Source organism: Hymenobacter qilianensis, from assembly GCF_014489555.1.
Lineage (GTDB): Bacteria > Bacteroidota > Bacteroidia > Cytophagales > Hymenobacteraceae > Hymenobacter > Hymenobacter qilianensis.
Genome location: NZ_CP060784.1, coordinates 2,116,727 through 2,132,586 on the forward strand (window position 1 = coordinate 2,116,727; position 15,860 = coordinate 2,132,586).

The 15,860-nt window shown below is 56.3% G+C and carries 16 protein-coding genes; 10 read left to right on the plus strand and 6 right to left on the minus strand.

Annotated elements, in window-relative coordinates; genetic code table 11:
• Positions 1–80: 80 nt before the first annotated feature.
• Positions 81–1,079, minus strand: a complete 999-nt coding sequence (locus H9L05_RS09800) for an aspartate-semialdehyde dehydrogenase (protein WP_187734000.1) — start codon at positions 1,077–1,079, stop codon at positions 81–83.
• A gap of 199 nt (positions 1,080–1,278) precedes the next feature.
• Between H9L05_RS09800 and H9L05_RS09805 the strand changes: the two genes are divergently transcribed.
• From H9L05_RS09805 to H9L05_RS09825, 5 genes are all read left to right on the plus strand, one after another.
• Positions 1,279–1,587: a hypothetical protein gene (locus tag H9L05_RS09805; RefSeq protein WP_187734001.1), complete on the plus strand. Its 309-nt coding sequence runs from the start codon at positions 1,279–1,281 to the stop codon at positions 1,585–1,587.
• Positions 1,548–2,165, plus strand: coding sequence for a hypothetical protein (locus H9L05_RS09810; RefSeq protein WP_187734002.1), 618 nt, complete (start codon positions 1,548–1,550; stop codon positions 2,163–2,165). The genes H9L05_RS09805 and H9L05_RS09810 overlap by 40 nt, the downstream gene beginning before the upstream one ends.
• Complete coding sequence (locus tag H9L05_RS09815) at positions 2,114–3,913, plus strand: lamin tail domain-containing protein (protein WP_187734003.1); 1,800 nt, start codon at positions 2,114–2,116, stop codon at positions 3,911–3,913. The genes H9L05_RS09810 and H9L05_RS09815 overlap by 52 nt, the downstream gene beginning before the upstream one ends.
• An 83-nt stretch (positions 3,914–3,996) precedes the next feature.
• Positions 3,997–4,380 (plus strand): SPW repeat domain-containing protein, encoded by a 384-nt coding sequence (locus H9L05_RS09820; RefSeq protein WP_187734004.1) that lies wholly within the window; start codon positions 3,997–3,999, stop codon positions 4,378–4,380.
• 261 nt (positions 4,381–4,641) lie between these two features.
• The gene (locus H9L05_RS09825) at positions 4,642–4,911 is read left to right on the plus strand and encodes a hypothetical protein (protein WP_187734005.1); all 270 of its coding nucleotides are present in this window, start codon (positions 4,642–4,644) and stop codon (positions 4,909–4,911) included.
• 94 nt (positions 4,912–5,005) lie between these two features.
• On the opposite strand, the gene H9L05_RS09830 is transcribed toward H9L05_RS09825, so the two are convergent.
• From H9L05_RS09830 to H9L05_RS09840, 4 genes are all read right to left on the minus strand, one after another.
• The gene (locus H9L05_RS09830) at positions 5,006–5,851 is read right to left on the minus strand and encodes a transporter (RefSeq protein WP_187734006.1); all 846 of its coding nucleotides are present in this window, start codon (positions 5,849–5,851) and stop codon (positions 5,006–5,008) included.
• 107 nt (positions 5,852–5,958) lie between these two features.
• Positions 5,959–7,551, minus strand: coding sequence for a TonB-dependent receptor plug domain-containing protein (locus tag H9L05_RS09835; RefSeq protein ID WP_191334712.1), 1,593 nt, complete (start codon positions 7,549–7,551; stop codon positions 5,959–5,961).
• Entirely contained in the window at positions 7,494–8,264 is a 771-nt protein-coding gene (locus tag H9L05_RS26065) for a TonB-dependent receptor (protein ID WP_191334713.1), read from the minus strand. Before H9L05_RS26065 ends, H9L05_RS09835 begins: the two co-directional genes overlap by 58 nt.
• 110 nt (positions 8,265–8,374) lie before the next feature.
• Positions 8,375–9,727 carry an Nramp family divalent metal transporter gene (locus H9L05_RS09840; RefSeq protein WP_187734235.1) on the minus strand — a complete coding sequence of 451 codons (1,353 nt, stop codon included), beginning with the start codon at positions 9,725–9,727 and terminating at the stop codon, positions 8,375–8,377.
• A gap of 186 nt (positions 9,728–9,913) precedes the next feature.
• Between H9L05_RS09840 and H9L05_RS09845 the strand changes: the two genes are divergently transcribed.
• Positions 9,914–10,915 (plus strand): cation diffusion facilitator family transporter, encoded by a 1,002-nt coding sequence (locus H9L05_RS09845; RefSeq protein ID WP_187734007.1) that lies wholly within the window; start codon positions 9,914–9,916, stop codon positions 10,913–10,915.
• Between the two features lie 2 nt (positions 10,916–10,917).
• Here H9L05_RS09845 and H9L05_RS09850 read toward each other — a convergent pair whose 3' ends face one another.
• Entirely contained in the window at positions 10,918–12,300 is a 1,383-nt protein-coding gene (locus H9L05_RS09850) for a PQQ-dependent sugar dehydrogenase (protein WP_187734008.1), read from the minus strand.
• A gap of 149 nt (positions 12,301–12,449) precedes the next feature.
• On the opposite strand from H9L05_RS09850, the gene H9L05_RS09855 reads away from it, so the two are divergent.
• The 4 genes from H9L05_RS09855 (at position 12,450) to H9L05_RS23490 (ending at position 15,860) form a co-directional block, all read left to right on the plus strand.
• A complete protein-coding gene (locus H9L05_RS09855) occupies positions 12,450–14,135 on the plus strand; it encodes an amidase (RefSeq protein WP_308421979.1) in 1,686 nt (561 codons plus the stop codon).
• A 56-nt stretch (positions 14,136–14,191) separates the two neighbouring features.
• Complete coding sequence (locus H9L05_RS09860) at positions 14,192–14,656, plus strand: GNAT family N-acetyltransferase (protein WP_187734009.1); 465 nt, start codon at positions 14,192–14,194, stop codon at positions 14,654–14,656.
• A 128-nt stretch (positions 14,657–14,784) separates the two neighbouring features.
• Positions 14,785–15,372 (plus strand): hypothetical protein, encoded by a 588-nt coding sequence (locus tag H9L05_RS23485; protein WP_223284852.1) that lies wholly within the window; start codon positions 14,785–14,787, stop codon positions 15,370–15,372.
• Positions 15,297–15,860 carry a hypothetical protein gene (locus H9L05_RS23490; protein ID WP_223284853.1) on the plus strand — a complete coding sequence of 188 codons (564 nt, stop codon included), beginning with the start codon at positions 15,297–15,299 and terminating at the stop codon, positions 15,858–15,860. Before H9L05_RS23485 ends, H9L05_RS23490 begins: the two co-directional genes overlap by 76 nt.

Here is a 15,860-nt window from a genome sequence, read left to right on the forward strand (position 1 = left end):
GTAAGGTTATAGCCCTGTGCACTAGGAACTAGTCCCTTGCATGTCTTTATCAGAAATGCGGCATATAGCATAAAGAGGCGTTAACTCCTTAATAATCCCATTTTCATCATTGCCTCCGCAATCTGCACGGCGTTGGTGGCAGCTCCTTTACGGAGGTTATCCGCCACTACCCACATATTGAGCGTGCGCGGCTGCGACTCATCACGGCGGAGTCGGCCGACCAGTACAGCGTCCTTGCCGTGAGCGTCTTTGGGCATTGGGTACTGGTTTTGGGCTACGTCGTCAACCACTTCCACGCCATCGGTTTCGCGCAAAATACGGTACACGTCGGAAAGCTCAAACTCCTGCGCAAACTCTACGTTTACAGCCTCCGAGTGACCCCCCATTACGGGAATCCGCACGGCCGTGGCGGTTACCTGAATAGTGTCGTCGCCGAGGATTTTCTTGGTTTCGCGTACCATTTTCATTTCCTCCTTCGTGTAGCCATTGTCCTCAAATACGTCGATGTGAGGCAGCACATTCAGGTCGATGGGGTGGGGGTAGGCGGGGTTGGAAGCCGTCTGGCCCGCCCGCTCCTCCATCAATTGATCAACAGCTTTTTTGCCGGTACCGGTTACGCTTTGATAGGTGCTTACTACAATGCGCTTGATCTGGAAAGCCTCGTGCAGCTGGTGCAGGGCCAATACCATCTGAATAGTAGAGCAGTTGGGGTTAGCGATAATCTTATCGGCTGAGGTAAGCTCTTTGGCGTTGATTTCGGGCACGACTAGCTTCTTAGTAGGGTCCATGCGCCAGGCCGAGGAATTGTCGATAACGACGGTGCCAACCTCTGCGAAGCGTGGAGCCTGTTCTTTTGAAACGCCGCCGCCCGCCGAAAAAATAGCCACCGCCGGTCGAGCCGCAATGGCCGCGTCCATGCTTACTACCTTATATTTTTTACCCTGAAACTCGATTTCCTGGCCTACCGATTTTTCGGAAGCCACGGGCAGCAGTTCAGTGACCGGGAAATTGCGCTCGGCCAGCACTTTCAACATTTCGCCCCCGACCAGGCCGGTGGCACCAACTACGGCGATTTTCATAGGAAAATTGGGTTTCTAAACATTGGCCGCACCTACGGCTCCTACACAAAGATAGGGGCGAAGCGACTTTCATTTCGCGGTATCCTTCTTGCATAGGCGCGCGGCGCGCTGGGGGGCAAATTATAGGCAGCTTGTTATACCGCTTCTCCGGTCAGCACACAAACTTATATAGGTAGCGATACCGCCGACGATAGTAAGCATGCGAGCATTCATACTGGGTTTAATTCCTTTAGTTTTTTCCATAGCTGCTAATGCTCAGCTTGTTGAGTCTTTTGCCGACGGTAATCTCAACCAAAACCCAACCTGGGCCGGCGATGAAGGCAGTTTTCAGGTAAGCGGCGAACAGCTGCAAAGCAACGGACCCGCCACCACCGGCACTACGCTGCAACTGGTAACGGCCAGCACCGCGGCCAGCGGCGTTACGTGGGAGTTTTATGCTAATCTGCGCCTGGCTACCTCGGGGGCAATTTGGCCGATGTCTGGCTCATGGCCGATCAGGCCAGCTTAAAAACGAGCGGCACCAAAGGCTACTTCGTGCGGCTGGGAGGTACGCCAGATGAGATTAGCTTGTTCCGGCAAGATGCCACGGGTAGTCCTGTATATGTTATTAATGGTCAGGATGGTACGCTGAAGTCTGCTAACAATAACGTAGTGCGTGTGCGTGTGACTCGCTCTGCTCAGAATGTCTGGGTGCTGGAACACGACCTGGCTGGGGGGCAAAATTTTGCTTCCGGCGGCACGGCTACCGATGCCACGCACCAGCGCAGCGCCTTTTTCGGGGTGCGCCTGACCTACTCTTCCGCCAACAACCGCAACTTTTACTTCGACGATTTTCGGATTACTGATACGGTACCGCCCGCTCTGCTGAGCGCTACGCCCACCGGCCCCCACCAGCTGGATGCTTTATTCAGTGAAAACCTTGATGCTATCAGCGCTGCCAGCTTCCGCCTCGTAGCCGGGCCGGCAGTACTTACGGCCCAAACCGATGCAGACAATCCGGCCCTGGTACACCTGACGCTGGGGGCAATTTTCCCTTGGGAAACAATACGCTCGAAGCGCGCAATATCACCGATGCTAACGGAATAGTGGCTGCTGGGCCGCTTACTGCTGCTTTTGTAAATCAGGGTTTTGCCGTGGTGCCGGCTTTCAATCAGGTGCTCATTACCGAAATAATGGCCGATGACACCCCGGTGGTGGGGCTGCCCGCGTCGGAGTACATCGAGATTCATAACCCCACGGCAAGTACGGTGCTTGATTTGGCGGGTCTGCGGCTGCTGAAGCCGGGCAGCGCTACGGCCGCTGTCTTTCTGGCTGGGGCCGTGCTGCTGCCGGGCGAGTATGCTGTGGTCTGTGGCAGCACGCGCGTTAGTCAGTTTGCCGCTTTCGGGAAAGTCTTTGGGCTGACGAATTTCCCCAGCCTTTCAAATGCCGGCGACCAGCTTGTATTGCGCGCCCGCAACGGACAAACCTTGTTTGAAATCACGTATTCGGATACCTGGTACAAGGATTTGCGCAAAAAAGAAGGCGGCTGGTCGCTGGAAATGGTAGATGCTGCCAACCCCTGCGCCGGCAGCAGCAACTGGACCGCCAGCACCAACGACAGTGGCGGGACGCCCGGCCGCGTCAACGCGGTGCGGACTACTAACCCTGACCGTACCGCGCCCACCTTACAGCGGGCCGTGGCCCTGACTCCGACTACGGTGCGCCTGGTTTTCGGGGAGAAGCTGGATAGCTTGGCCAACACCAACGTTGGGCTGTATGCCTTAACACCCGCTGTGCCTATCACGCGGATAGTACCGCAGGGCCCCGATTTCCGTGCTGTCGATTTGCTGCTGGCTACCAATTTGCCCCCCAACCAGCCGCTGACCGTGGCCGTGCACCGCGCCACCGATTGCGCGGGGAATGGCGCGGGGCCGATTACCTCCACAGCCTTTGCCTTGCCCATAGCGGCCACAGCTGGCGACGTTGTAATCAATGAAATCCTGTTCAATCCACGCACGGGAGGCGTCGATTTTGTGGAGCTGCTGAATCGTTCGGCCAATTATCTGGATGTGCAGGGCTGGCAGTTGGGCGTGGAGCAAGCCGCGGGCCTGAGCGCCAGCCCTATCAGCGCAGAACCGTATGGCTTGGCGCCGGGCCAGCTGCTGGTGCTCACTACCCGCCCCGACGTGGTGCAAAGTGAATATCCAACCCATGACCCGGCGGCGTTCCTGACCATGGCCAGCTTTCCCAGCCTCCCCGACGATGCCGCTACGGTAGTAGTACTGGACGCAAAGGGCCAGACAATTGACCGCTTCAGCTACGACGAAAAGCTGCATCTGCCCTTACTCAGCGACCGCAACGGCGTGTCGCTGGAGCGAATTCGGGCGGCGGAACCTAGCGTGGGGGGCAATTTTCACTCCGCGGCCAGCGCCGTTGGGTACGGTACCCCTGGCCGGCCCAACTCGCAGTACCAGGCCGACCCTACCGGGGCGAAGCTCTTCCAGATTGAACCCGAGATATTTACCCCCGACGAAGACGGCCAGCAAGATTTTACGACGCTCACTTACCGCTTCGACTACCCAGGCTACGCGGCCTCTATTACCGTTTATGATGCGCAAGGGCGGCTGACTCGTCGCCTGCTGCGCAACGAAACCTTACCTAATAGTGGGTTTTTGCGGTGGGATGGCCTCACCGATCAAGGCCGTAAAGCTGCTATCGGGCCCTATGTGCTGCTGATTGAGCTGTATCGGGTGGCTGGGGGCGAGACGCATACTTATAAGCGTAACGTGGTGCTGGGGGGCGATTTTAGTAGCTTTTCCCGAGGTGTCTATTCTACACATGAGGTTAGGTGAGAGCGTGGCAGTTGAGCAATACCCTTTGATTATCAAGTCCGTAAGAGTTAAGAGATTCCTGTCCATCTTAACTCCTACCAGCTATGAAAGTAATCTCGCCTCGTGTACATGGTATCCTCGACTATGGCACGATACTCCTTTTTGCCTTGGCGCCTACCATATTCGGCTTTGAAGGTATGTACGCCACTGTCTGCTATATCTTGGCTGCTGGCTACTTAGTTGTCACGCTGCTCACCGATTTCCCAATGGGCATAGCGCACGTAATTCCATTCCCCGTGCACGGCGGCTTGGAGCTGGTAAGCGGCTTGGTGTTGCTGGCTTCGCCCTTCATCTTCGGTTTCAACGACGACAACGAAACTGCCCGTAACTTCTTCATGATAATGGGGGGCGTGTTTCTGGGCGCATGGCTCCTGACCGATTGGCGCGCTCAAACTCGCAGCCATAAAACGGTTATGTCGAATCATTAGCAACTTTTACCAAGCAGAAAAGCCCCCAGCTACTCCGCTGGGGGCTTTTTGCTTCAGAATGAGACGTGATTCCTACAAGATCGATAGTATCCTTCCACCATGCTTATCGTACTGATCTCAGTCATTCCTTCTTTATTAACTAACCTGGTTATCTATGAAAATCCTATCACCAATAGCGCATGGCGTCATTGATATAGCCTTCATCACCGTCCTGGCAATGGCACCCATCATGTTTGATTTGGAGCCCGCTGTAGACACCGCGTGCTATTTGATGGCGGGGGCTATTTGCTGCTCACCCTTATGACCGACTTCCGATTTGGCCTTCTCCGCTTGGTGCCATTCCCTGTGCATGGCTGGCTCGATTTGCTGACGGGAATTGCCCTGTTGGCTGCACCGTTTTTGTTCAATTTCGAAGCTGGCAGCGCTGAGCGCAACCTTTCCCTGGCGTTAGGTGTGGTATCTGTAGTTACCTGGTTTATAACTGATTGGAAGGCCAACACTCGTTCCCTAATGACAGATAAGAATACCTGATCCGCCACTCCTGAACGATACGGAACTAAAAAGGGGCTGAAGTACTACCAAATGCTTCAGCCCCTGTTTACTGCAGTGACTTAACTTCCGCAGTCTATATCCTGACGGTGACACCCACAAAAAACTCGCGCTCCGCACCGGGCGTGAGGGGTAGTATGGCTCCCACATCGAACTGAGTATTTTCGCCCACTTTCAGCTCCGGACCAATGTTGAAGGTGGCCTGCCAGTCATTCTCGCGGGCATTCCAGCGGCCTATTACTTCGCCAAACAGGCCCAATGCCTCCGAAAATGCATGCTCGGCAGTGATTCCGGGTACAAACTGAAAGTAGTGGCGCTCGGCTTCCCGATCATAGGCCCGGTCGCCTTCCAGCTGAGCCGTTACCTCCCAGGTTTTGGTCAGATGATAGTTAAGCGGCAGCACCAGCCCCATCTCGGTGCTGCCCGCGCCCTGACTTCCGCCCATTGGCAAGCGCACAAAACCCGTGACCGACATTGCCGCGCGGGTTTCATCGTCATCGCCGAAGAGGTTGCGTTTGAGGCGTAGCGTCACGTCGCCAAAGCCGCTGCGACGCTGCTGGGGCTCGTTTTCAGCCCATTCTTTTTCTATCGTATACGACTCCAGCGCAACCTGAAAATCTATTTGATCGGATATGCCGACCTTGAGCACGAGGGGCGCCACCTGCCAGGTACGGCTCCGGTTGCCGGCGCTGCGGCTGGTGAGAAGACGTAAAAAGTCGCCTTCTACCTGAAAATGGCCCGGGTCGATGGTGAAAGGACTTTCCGTGATACCTGGCCGGTCGGGGTGCAGCTCCCGCATAGAATCGCGGGGTACCGGCCGAAACAGCGAGTACCCATCCATCTTGGTGCCTTTTTCAGGCTTTTGGGCATATGCCGTAGTTAGGGGCAGCAAGGCCAACAATAGCCAGTAGAGCTTATTCATTTGATTTGAAAGCAAAACCCCAACCCGGAGCGGGCCACATTACGCAGAACCAGTCTGGAAGATGGATTTATTTCTATGTTACTGGTAAAACTGTCTCGCAAGCTCACTCATTTTTGCCCCCCGAACACGGTGTACCGCAACCCCAGAAAGCCCCGAATACCTTGGTTGGAGGCGTACACGTAGCTTGGGTCAAACGTCAGGGCATTCGGGTTTTCGGCAGTCGCTGCGGGTTGTCCGGCCGCGTCAAACTGCACTTGCTTGTCGAAAGGGTCGAAGGCGCGGGCAATGGCTGCGGAAGTGGGGCGGAAGTTGAGCAGGTTTTTTACGCCCCCGTATACTTCCAGCTTATCGCCCAGCCGCTTGGTTACCTGAATGTTCTGAATACTAAACGCGGGCGACGAAGCCGGCCGTGGGTCCAGCGCCCCCAGTAAAGGCAAGCGCATGGGCCCGTACACGTTGCCCGTATAATCTACGCTCAGGCCGGCTGCAGCAAAGCGGTAGCTCAGCGCGAACGTACCCGATATGCGCTCCGTGAGTAGTTGGCGCTGCTTCCGCGTCTGGCCGCTGGCGTCAGCGCTGACCTGGTATACATCCAGCGCCGTAACCCCCAGAATGGCAGTTAGCGGAAAGCCAAACGTGAGGTCGGCATTCAGCGTGAGGCCCCGCGACACGGCGTGCCCGCGCAGGTTGTCATAAATCAGCAGCGTAGGGTCAGAGGTGTAGTCGGGTGTAATCTTATTCGTGAAATAAGTGTAGAAAGCGCTGGCATCGAAGCTCAGCAGGCTTTGCCCAATCGGCAGCAGCCGCTGGTAGTTCAGGTTAGCGTTGTAGCTGCGCTCGGGCCGAAGGGAGTTGCGAATAACAACGGTGCGGGCCCCGGTAAGTGCCGCGTGATCTTCCGTAAACACGTTCACCACCCGGTAGCCATTGCCCATGCTCAGCCGGAACGTCTGGCGGTCGTTGGGCGAAAACTTATAGTTGAGGCGCGGGGTAAAAATGCTGCCGTGGTACGAGTTATGATCGTAGCGCAAACCCAGTAGCAGCGTGTGCCTGGAGTTGAAGCGCAGCTCATCCTGCATGAATATACCCGGCAGCCAGATGCGCTGGGGGGCATTTTTGGATGCCAGCGTGTCGCCGGTGGCCGTGGCGGGCGTGTTGTCGTCGAAGTACGTGAAGCGTAGCGCTGAGCCCAGCAGCAGATGATGGTGGCCAGCCGTGTGAGCCGCCGTAAGCTGTCCGAAGGCAATGTTCTGCTGCGCCTTATACACCGTGGTGCCATACACGGAGTTCTGATTATGGGTATTCAACGAAGTACTCAGCATTACCTGCGGCCCCCGGATAGGCAACTGATACGCGCTGATTACCTCGGCCCGACTCGTATAAATAGACTCGGCATAGAGGCTGTCGCCGCCCCGAAACTCCGGCGACCACTGCATCTGTCCGCCCCAGCGGTCTTCGTATAAGTAGCGCGCTGCCAGCGAAGCCACCCGGTTTTCGGGCCGGGCCAGCGTTAGCTTGTCAAACACCGAAATGCGCTTGGCCAGGGCAATATCGGTAAAGCCGTCGCCATTGGCATCGCGGGGCGAGTCGTAAACGAATCCGTTGGCCCCGAGCAAAGAAGTAACCTTGCCCACCCGCGTCTTCAGCGCCAGATCGACGTTGTGCTCGCCCCAACCCGTGCTAAAGGCATCGGCCGACACCTGGGGGCTTTTTCCGGATCGCGGGTAATAATGTTGATAACGCCGCCCACCGCTTCGGAACCGTAGAGCGTAGACGCCGGACCTTTCACTACCTCAATGCGCTCCACGAGGCTATTCGGAATACCCGTCAGGCCATATACCGTGCTCAGGCCGCTCACGATGGGCATGCCATCCAGGAGCACCATGGTATAAGGGCCTTCCAGGCCATTGATGTGGATATCGCCGGTGTTGCAGATGTTGCAGTTGAGCTGAGGCCGCACCCCGTTTACCGTCTGCAAGGCTTCAAATACGGAAGGAGTGGGGTTCTTCTTAAAATAAGTGGGGTTGTACACCTCCACCGGCACCGCCGACTCCAGCCGCGATACGGGATGCAATGTGCCCGATACGACCACCTCGCCCAGCTCTTGCCCGGTACTGGCTTGCAGCGTTACGTTTAGGTTACTCGTTTGTCCACTTGTTACGCTCACGGCCCGCTCAGTAGCAGTGTACCCGATAGCACTGATAGCTAAGCGGTGGTTGCCGGGGGGCAAATTGTCGAGAATAAATATGCCGTCTTCCATGGCCGTGGCGCCCAACGTGGTGCCTTTCACCCCGACGCTCGCAAAAGGCACCGGCTTGCCTTCCGCTTGTATCCGGCCGCGCACCTTGCCCGACTGTGCCATTGCTGCGAGAGTAAGCAGGCAACTGAAAATCAGCAGGAAAAAGTGTTTCATAGCTAAAGCGAAAAAGAAGTTTAGATCGGGTAATAATTTTTATTTAGGTTAGTCTAAATCTGTGAAGCGAAAAAAGCGCAGTTGCTTTTTAGAACAGCTGCGCTTTCGGGTTAGCCCAGAAACATCTCGAGCAGCAGATAAGCGTTCAGGGTAATGATAATAGCCGAAACGGTCCAGGCAAGTACTTTGACCAGCAGCGAATTGGTGAATACGCCCATTTTGAGCTTACTGCCCGTAAAAAGTACCAGCGGCACCACCGCGAAGCTTAGCTGTAGCGACAGGATAACCTGGCTAAGCACAAGCAGCTCACCCGTTCCTTTCTCTCCATACAGAATGGTGACAATGAGTGCAGGAATTACAGCAATAGCGCGGGTTATCAGGCGGCGCATCCAAGGCTTCAGACGAATGTGCAGAAAGCCCTCCATCACGATTTGCCCCGCCAGCGTACCAGTCAGGGTTGAGTTTTGGCCGGAGGCCAGCAAGGCTACGGCAAACAGCACACTGGCCGCGCCCGCGCCCAGCACCGGCGCCAGCAGCTTATGCGCATCATTAATGTCGGCTACATTGAAGTAGCCATTGCGGTGAAACGCCGCCGCAGCGGTTACCAGAATGGCCGCATTCACGAAAAATGCCAGGAACAGCGCTACCGTCGAGTCGATGGTAGCGAACTTGATGGCCATGCGCTTGCCTTCCTCCGTCTGCTCGATGGCGCGGGTCTGCACGATGCTGGAGTGCAGATACAGGTTGTGCGGCATCACGGTAGCACCCAGAATACCGATGGCGATATAAAGCATGCCGGGGTCCGTTACTACTCTGGTCTGAGGCACCAGACCGGCCGCAATACCCAGCCAATCGGGATTGGAGGCGATGATTTCATACAGAAAGCAGCCAAAAATGACCACAATCAGGCCTGCCACAATGCTCTCAATGATGCGGAAGCCCTTATTCTGGAAATACAGCACTACCAGCACATCCAGAATGGTGAGCACCACGCCCCACGGCAGCGGCAGCCCAAACAGCAGATTCAAAGCAATAGCCGATCCGATAACCTCTGCCAAGTCGCAGGCGGCAATGGCAATTTCGCAGAGCACCCACAGCACCATCGCTACAGGCTTAGAGTAATGGTCGCGGCAGGCCTGGGCCAAGTCGCGGCCCGTCACGATGCCCAGTTTGGCCGCCAAGTGCTGGAGCAGCATGGCAAACAAGTTGGAAATCAGGATAACCGACAGCAGTGTATAGCCATAGCGGGCACCACCGGCAATATCGGTGGCCCAGTTGCCGGGGTCCATGTAGCCCACGGCCACCATAAGCCCCGGCCCCCAGAAAGCAAAAAGCTTGCGCCAGAAGGAGGCATCGTGAGCCGGCACCTTTATGCTCGCATATACTTCCTGCAAAGAAGGCGCATGACGCGCCTGCCGCCAGCCCGGATGCTCGGAAACAGGCGGCTTGGGGGGCGTTTCTATAAAATCCTTAACAGGTTGAGACACTGTATTAGTAGAAGAGTTATTCACAAAGTACGCTATTTTTAGACTAACCTAAATATATTTTTCAATTTACCTTAACTACTGATTTATAGTTAAAATGTTTCGTTCACCGGCGAAGTAGATTTTTTAATGGACTTTTGCCCCCGCTTTCGTGTTCACCCCCCTATGACGCTTTCCGAATCTAAGCTACGCCTTGGCATCCTGTCGCTTGTAGTGAGTGCCGTGCTGGTAGCCGTGAAGTTCTACGCCTATATGCTCACGGCCTCCCAAGCCGTACTCACCGACGCGTTGGAATCTATTATCAACGTGTTTACCAGTGGCTTTGCGCTGTATAGTCTGTACTTATCGGGCTTGCCCAAAGATGAAAACCACCCCTACGGCCACGGCAAAGTGGAGTATCTGTCGGTGGGCTTTGAGGGCGCCCTAATCCTGATTGCCGGCGTTTATATTTTCTATAGCGCCACGCTGGCCTTTCTGGAGTCGCACGCCGTTGCTCGCCCCGACTTAGGCATGGCCCTGCTTGGCATTACGGCATTGGCCAACTTAGCCGTTGGCTTTCTGCTAATTAAATCCGGCCGTAAGCTTAAGTCAGTGGCTTTGGTGGGCGATGGGCAGCACCTCTATCTTGATGCGGTAAGTACCATTGTGTCCTGCGTGGCCTTGCTGCTGGTGGCCGCTACCGGCAACGTACTCTTCGACGCGGGAGCGGCATTGCTGCTGGGGGGCTTTATTGTGGTAAATGGGCTGCGTATGGTGCGCCGCTCGGTGGGCGGCCTCATGGATGAGTCGGATGTAGTAATAGTCCGGGAGGTAATAGGGGAGCTGCAGCAGTTTCGCCGCCCGGCCTGGATTGATGTGCACAACCTGCGCGTGCTACGCTATGGCGCTAATCTGCACATCGACTGCCACATGACCATGCCGTATTACTTCAGCCTCGATGAAATTCACAATGAGCTAAACGACATCGAAGCCCTCATTCGCCAGCGCTTCGATGTGGATGTGGAGATGTTTGTGCACGCCGACCCTTGCAACGCTACTGCCTGCGCCCACTGCCACATGTCGGAGTGCCCGGTGCGCCAGCATCCATTTAGCCAGGAAATCGGCTGGACATTGACCAATGCCGTGAAGAACGAGCGGCACCAGCTCGTAGTAGAGCAAGCCCAATAGCGTTACTCAATCACCAGCCGCCGCGCGTATTGCTCCGTCGCGTTGCGCACCTGCACTACATATACGCCAGCCCGTAATCCAGCCAAGCTTAGATTCAGTTCTGCTTGCTGGGGGGCAAATCTGGCCGTGCGCACCACGCGTCCCAGCGCATCATGAATCGTGGCGGAGGTAGCCGATGTAGGCGCGGCCGGTAAGCGTAACGCTACCGTTTGGCGCGCCGGATTCGGCCAAAGCCCCAATGCCACATTCCGCGCCTCCGACTTCGTGCTCAGCACAAACCCCCGGTTTTCCAGCGTCACAATCTGGTCGTTGCCGCCGTTGCTGGTAGCCACATACACGCGCCCGGCCGGCGAAACGCACAAAGCCCGCAAGCGGCCATATCTGTTTATCAAAAACTCCGGCGGAGTAACCGTTGAAATGGCGTCGCCGGCAGCATTGAGCGGAAGCTGCACCAGCCTGGAAGCTTTCAGCGTCGCCATCAGCAGGCTGCCGCGCCACTCCGGAATAGCGGGCGAATCATAATAAGTCAGCCCAGCCACGGCCAAAGTAGGGGTCCAGATGAAAAGAGGCTCACGAACATTATTGGCGGCGCAAAAGGCAGTTTCGCTGCCGTCGCATTTGCCGGGAACGTTGGGCCAGCCATAATTGCGGCCCGGCTCTATCAGGTTTAGTTCATCATCGGAGTTTTCCCCGTGTTCCGAGCTGTAAATGCGGCCCGACGGTAACCGCACTAAGCCCTGCGCATTGCGGTGGCCCAACGTATACACCCGACTGCCCGGCGTAGGATTGTCGGCGGGAATGCTGCCATCCAGGTTCATCCGCAAAATCTTGCCGTTGAGTGAAGCCGGATTCTGCGAGTCAGAGCGAAGCTGAGCATCGCCGGTGGTCATGAGCAGGGTGCGGTCGGGGAGGATGAGCAGGCGGGAGCCGCTGTGCGTGGTGGTGGAGGTAATATTGCCCAGCAGCACCAACGGGGCGCTAAGTGAGGTAGTAGCCGCATTGTACGTGTAGCGTACCACCTTTTCTTTCAGCCCGTTATCGTTGTAATTGTACACGATGTAAAGGTAGGGCGAGGTAGTGGCAAAATCCGGGTGGAGCACCATGCCTAGTAAGCCGCTTTCGCCGGTGGGTGCGACGTCGGGCACATTCAGCAAGGGCAGCACTTGCCCCGTGGTTGGGTTCACGCGACTAATACGCCCACCGCGCTCCGTCATCCAGATGAAGTCATCCGGCCCCCAGATCAGCTCCCACGGGATATTAAGGCCGGTAGCCAGCGGTGTGGCCGACACCGTAGTACTGCCGACCGGAAACGTAATGGTTTGGGCGGAGGCAGCGGTAGTTAGCAAACTGCTGACCAGCAAAAGCGAAGCGGCGAGGGTTTTCATGGCTTGAATAAATAGCTGAAGCTGAACAGTGTACAGAAACTAACGAATGAATAACACCTTCGGATTAGCTTAGTATTGCCCTGCAAGGGATTATTTTTATTCTCCCGTACTTTCCCATCTCCTTCTTCGCCTACCCACTCTTCTTTCAGATGATGAAAAAAATACTGCCCCTGCTGGCAATCGGTGCCGTCAGCTTCGGCGCGGGTGCCATGCTGCCCCGCCCCGCCGCCGATTTGCCTCCCATCACAGTTCCCATGCTTCAGGCGGCGCAGGGCCTGTTGGGCCTGAATTTCACCGACGCCCAACTCGACTCCACCCGCCGCGACCTCGAAGACAACCGCAAAGACTACGAGCAGCTGCGCCAGGCGAAGCTGCCCAACAGCGTAGCGCCTACGCTCGTCTTTGACCCCGTGCCGCTGCGCCTGCGCCAATCTATGTTGCCCAAAGCCAAGGATGACGCCGGAAAATTGCCCCCCACGGCCAAAATAAAGCTGCCCGCCAACCGCGACGATCTGGCTTTTTACACCGTGCGCCAACTAAGCGAGCTGGTGCGCACCAAGCAGATTTCCTCGGAGGAGCTAACCCAGTTTTTCCTGGCTCGCCTCAAAAAATACGACCCCAAGCTGCTCTGCGTCACTACCCTTACCGAAGAGCTGGCCATGCAGCAGGCCCGGCAGGCCGATAAAGAGATTAAGGCCGGTAAATACCGCGGTCCGCTGCACGGCATACCTTTCGGCGTCAAGGATTTATTCAGCACCAAAACCTACAAAACCACTTGGGGTTCGGTGCCTTACAAAGACCAGATGCTGGACGAAGACGCAGCCGTGGTGACGCGTTTGCGTGAAGCGGGGGGCGTTTTGGTAGCCAAATTCACCTTGGGCGAGCTGGCCATGGGCGATGTATGGTATGGGGGCAAAACCCGCTCGCCCTGGAATATTACGCAAGGCAGCAGCGGCTCTTCAGCCGGTTCCGCATCGGCAGTGGGGGCGGGGCTGGTGCCGTACGCCATTGGCACCGAGACCTTGGGTTCCATCGTGAGTCCTAGCACCGCCTGCGGCGTAACGGGTTTGCGGCCGTCGTATGGGCGCATAAGTAGGGCCGGAGCAATGGCGCTTAGCTGGAGCATGGATAAAGTAGGCCCCTTGGCGCGCTCAGCCGAAGATTGTGCTTTGGTTTTTGCTGCCCTCGTAGGCGCCGATGCCCGCGACCCTGCCACTACTATTGTACCTGCCGGCTTCAAGTATGCTTTCGATACCGATATCAAAAAGTTGCGTGTTGGCTATCTGAAAGCAGATTTTGACCGCGACTATCCCACCAAAGCCAACGATCAGGCCTCGCTGGAAGTGCTGCGTAAGCTAGGCGTCCAGCTCGTTCCGCTCGACTTGCAGGGGCTACCTGCTGGGGAGCTAACATTCCTGCTTAGTACCGAGGGCGCTGCTGCCTTCGACGAACTCACCCGTTCGGGCCGCGTTACCCAAATGGTGAACCAAGGCCGCAATGCTTGGCCAAATTCATTTCGGACGGCTCGTTTTGTTCCAGCCGTGGAATATATCCAGGCCCAAAGGGTTCGGCGTCAGTTGATTGAAGAGGTAGACAAGCGCATGCAGGGCTTTGATGTGTATGTAGCGCCTTCATTTGGTGGTCCTAACCTGGTGATTACCAACCTCACAGGTCACCCAGCGGTGGTAGTGCCCAATGGCTTCCGCACCAACGGTCTGCCCAGCACTATCACTTTTGGCGGGCAGCTTTTCGAAGAAGGCAAACTGCTGGCGCTGGTCAAAGCCTATCAGGACGCAACGGATTTTGATGAAAAACACCCCCCGCTTAACTTTTAGTGATGCTTCGCTACCGCTCTGCATGACCGCCTAACACTTAATTACCCTTTCAAGCAATGCCTTCCAGCCTTCACCAACGCACCGACGGCTACTTCATCTCCACAGATCCCGCCCGCCTAGACCTGGCCGTCATTCACAGTTTCCTGGCAAATGACTCGTATTGGGCTCGCAATATGCCCCGCGAGCTACTAGATCGGGCCATTCACCACTCGCTCAACTTTGGCCTGTTCGCTCCCGATGGCCGCCAGGCGGGCTTTGCCCGCGTCGTTACCGACCGCGCAACATTTACCTGGCTCTGCGACGTGTTTGTGCTGCCTGAGTTTCGCGGCCAAGGCTTATCGAAGTGGCTGATGGAGTGCGTGTGGTCTCACCCCGATTTGCAGGGGCAGCGGCGGCATCTGCTCGCAACGCTGGATGCGCACACGCTCTATACGCAGTTCGGATTTAGCCCCCTGGCTGAGCCCGAGCGGTTTTTGGAGATACGCTTCTCGAATCCGTACGGCGTGCCGACCAGCCACTAGGCTCTAGCGCGAACTTTTAGTTTGCACTAGCGGCACACGACTGCAACGCCCGCTGCTTTAGCCTGTCCTTGCCGCAAGCTTGTGTATTTTGCGGTAAGCTTTCATGTTTCATCTTTCTTAAATACCTGATGCGCGTTTCGTTCGTCGTGCGGGCGCTGGCTTTGTTGGGGCCGGTTTCTGCTGCTTTTGCTCAAACTCCCACCGCCGCGCCGGCTGCTTCGCTCGCGCCGCTTACGGTCGATAAAATCATGCGCGACCCGGCGCAGTGGATTGGTACGGCTCCTTCAAATATTTATTGGGGTGAAGATGGCAAACGCATCTATTTCAGCTGGAACCCCGACAAAAATCGTCGCGATTCGCTTTATGCAGTTGCGCCCAGCGGTGGCACGCCCCGCAAAATCAGCTTCCGCGACCAGCTAAATTTGCCCCCCAGCACGGGTGTGTACGACCAGAAATTCGCCCGCAAAGTGTACGAGAAGGAGGGCGACATCTACCTGCTCGATTTGAAAACCAACAAGGCCCGGCGCGTGACCAACACGGCGGAGCGTGAGTCGGATGCGGCATTTGCCCTGCAAGGTCAGTTGGTGAGCTACACGCGGGGGGCAATTTATTTACCTGGAATCCGGCCAATGGCGAAACCGTGCAGCGCACCGATTTTCGTAAGGGCAACAACCCCACGAAAGGCTCGCCCACTGATCAGTCGGAGAAGTATCTGAAGGCTCAGCAGCTGGCTTTGTTTGAGGTAATTAAGCAGCGCGACAAAGACCAGCAGGATCGGCAGCGCGTGCAAAAAGCCCTGAACAAGCTGCGTCCGAAAGCCATTTATCTGGGCCTCAAAACGGTACGAAACCTCCAGCTTAGCCCCGATGGTCGCTTTGTAACGTACTCTTTGGTGCAGGAGCCAGGCAGCGAGAAAGTAGCCATCGTACCTAATTTCGTAACAGCTTCGGGCTTCACAGAGGACTTGTCTACGCGTACCAAGGTAGGTGCCCCCCAAACCGCTATGGAGCTGGGCATCTACGACATTGGCCGCGATACCACATTCGTACTCGGCTACCGCGATTTGAAGGGCCTAGACGAGCAGCCCGCTTACCGGAAAGAATATCAACTGAAAGCCAAAGCCCCAACGGCTGCTGACTCGACTAAAACGGCCAAAAATGCCCCCAGAAAGCCGAAAAGCCAGCTACGGAGCTGCGCCGCGTAG

Excerpts from the sequence above, each read along its gene's own strand:
- H9L05_RS09805 (WP_187734001.1), top strand. The coding sequence starts at position 1,279 with ATGCGAGCATTCATACTGGGTTTAATTCCTTTAGTTTTTTCCATAGCT.
- H9L05_RS09800 (WP_187734000.1), bottom strand. The coding sequence starts at position 1,079 with ATGAAAATCGCCGTAGTTGGTGCCACCGGCCTGGTCGGGGGCGAAATG.
- H9L05_RS26065 (WP_191334713.1), bottom strand. The coding sequence starts at position 8,264 with ATGAAACACTTTTTCCTGCTGATTTTCAGTTGCCTGCTTACTCTCGCA.
- H9L05_RS09845 (WP_187734007.1), top strand. The coding sequence starts at position 9,914 with ATGACGCTTTCCGAATCTAAGCTACGCCTTGGCATCCTGTCGCTTGTA.
- H9L05_RS09855 (WP_308421979.1), top strand. The coding sequence starts at position 12,450 with ATGATGAAAAAAATACTGCCCCTGCTGGCAATCGGTGCCGTCAGCTTC.
- H9L05_RS09820 (WP_187734004.1), top strand. The coding sequence starts at position 3,997 with ATGAAAGTAATCTCGCCTCGTGTACATGGTATCCTCGACTATGGCACG.
- H9L05_RS09830 (WP_187734006.1), bottom strand. The coding sequence starts at position 5,851 with ATGAATAAGCTCTACTGGCTATTGTTGGCCTTGCTGCCCCTAACTACG.
- H9L05_RS23485 (WP_223284852.1), top strand. The coding sequence starts at position 14,785 with ATGCGCGTTTCGTTCGTCGTGCGGGCGCTGGCTTTGTTGGGGCCGGTT.
- H9L05_RS09860 (WP_187734009.1), top strand. The coding sequence starts at position 14,192 with ATGCCTTCCAGCCTTCACCAACGCACCGACGGCTACTTCATCTCCACA.
- H9L05_RS09850 (WP_187734008.1), bottom strand. The coding sequence starts at position 12,300 with ATGAAAACCCTCGCCGCTTCGCTTTTGCTGGTCAGCAGTTTGCTAACT.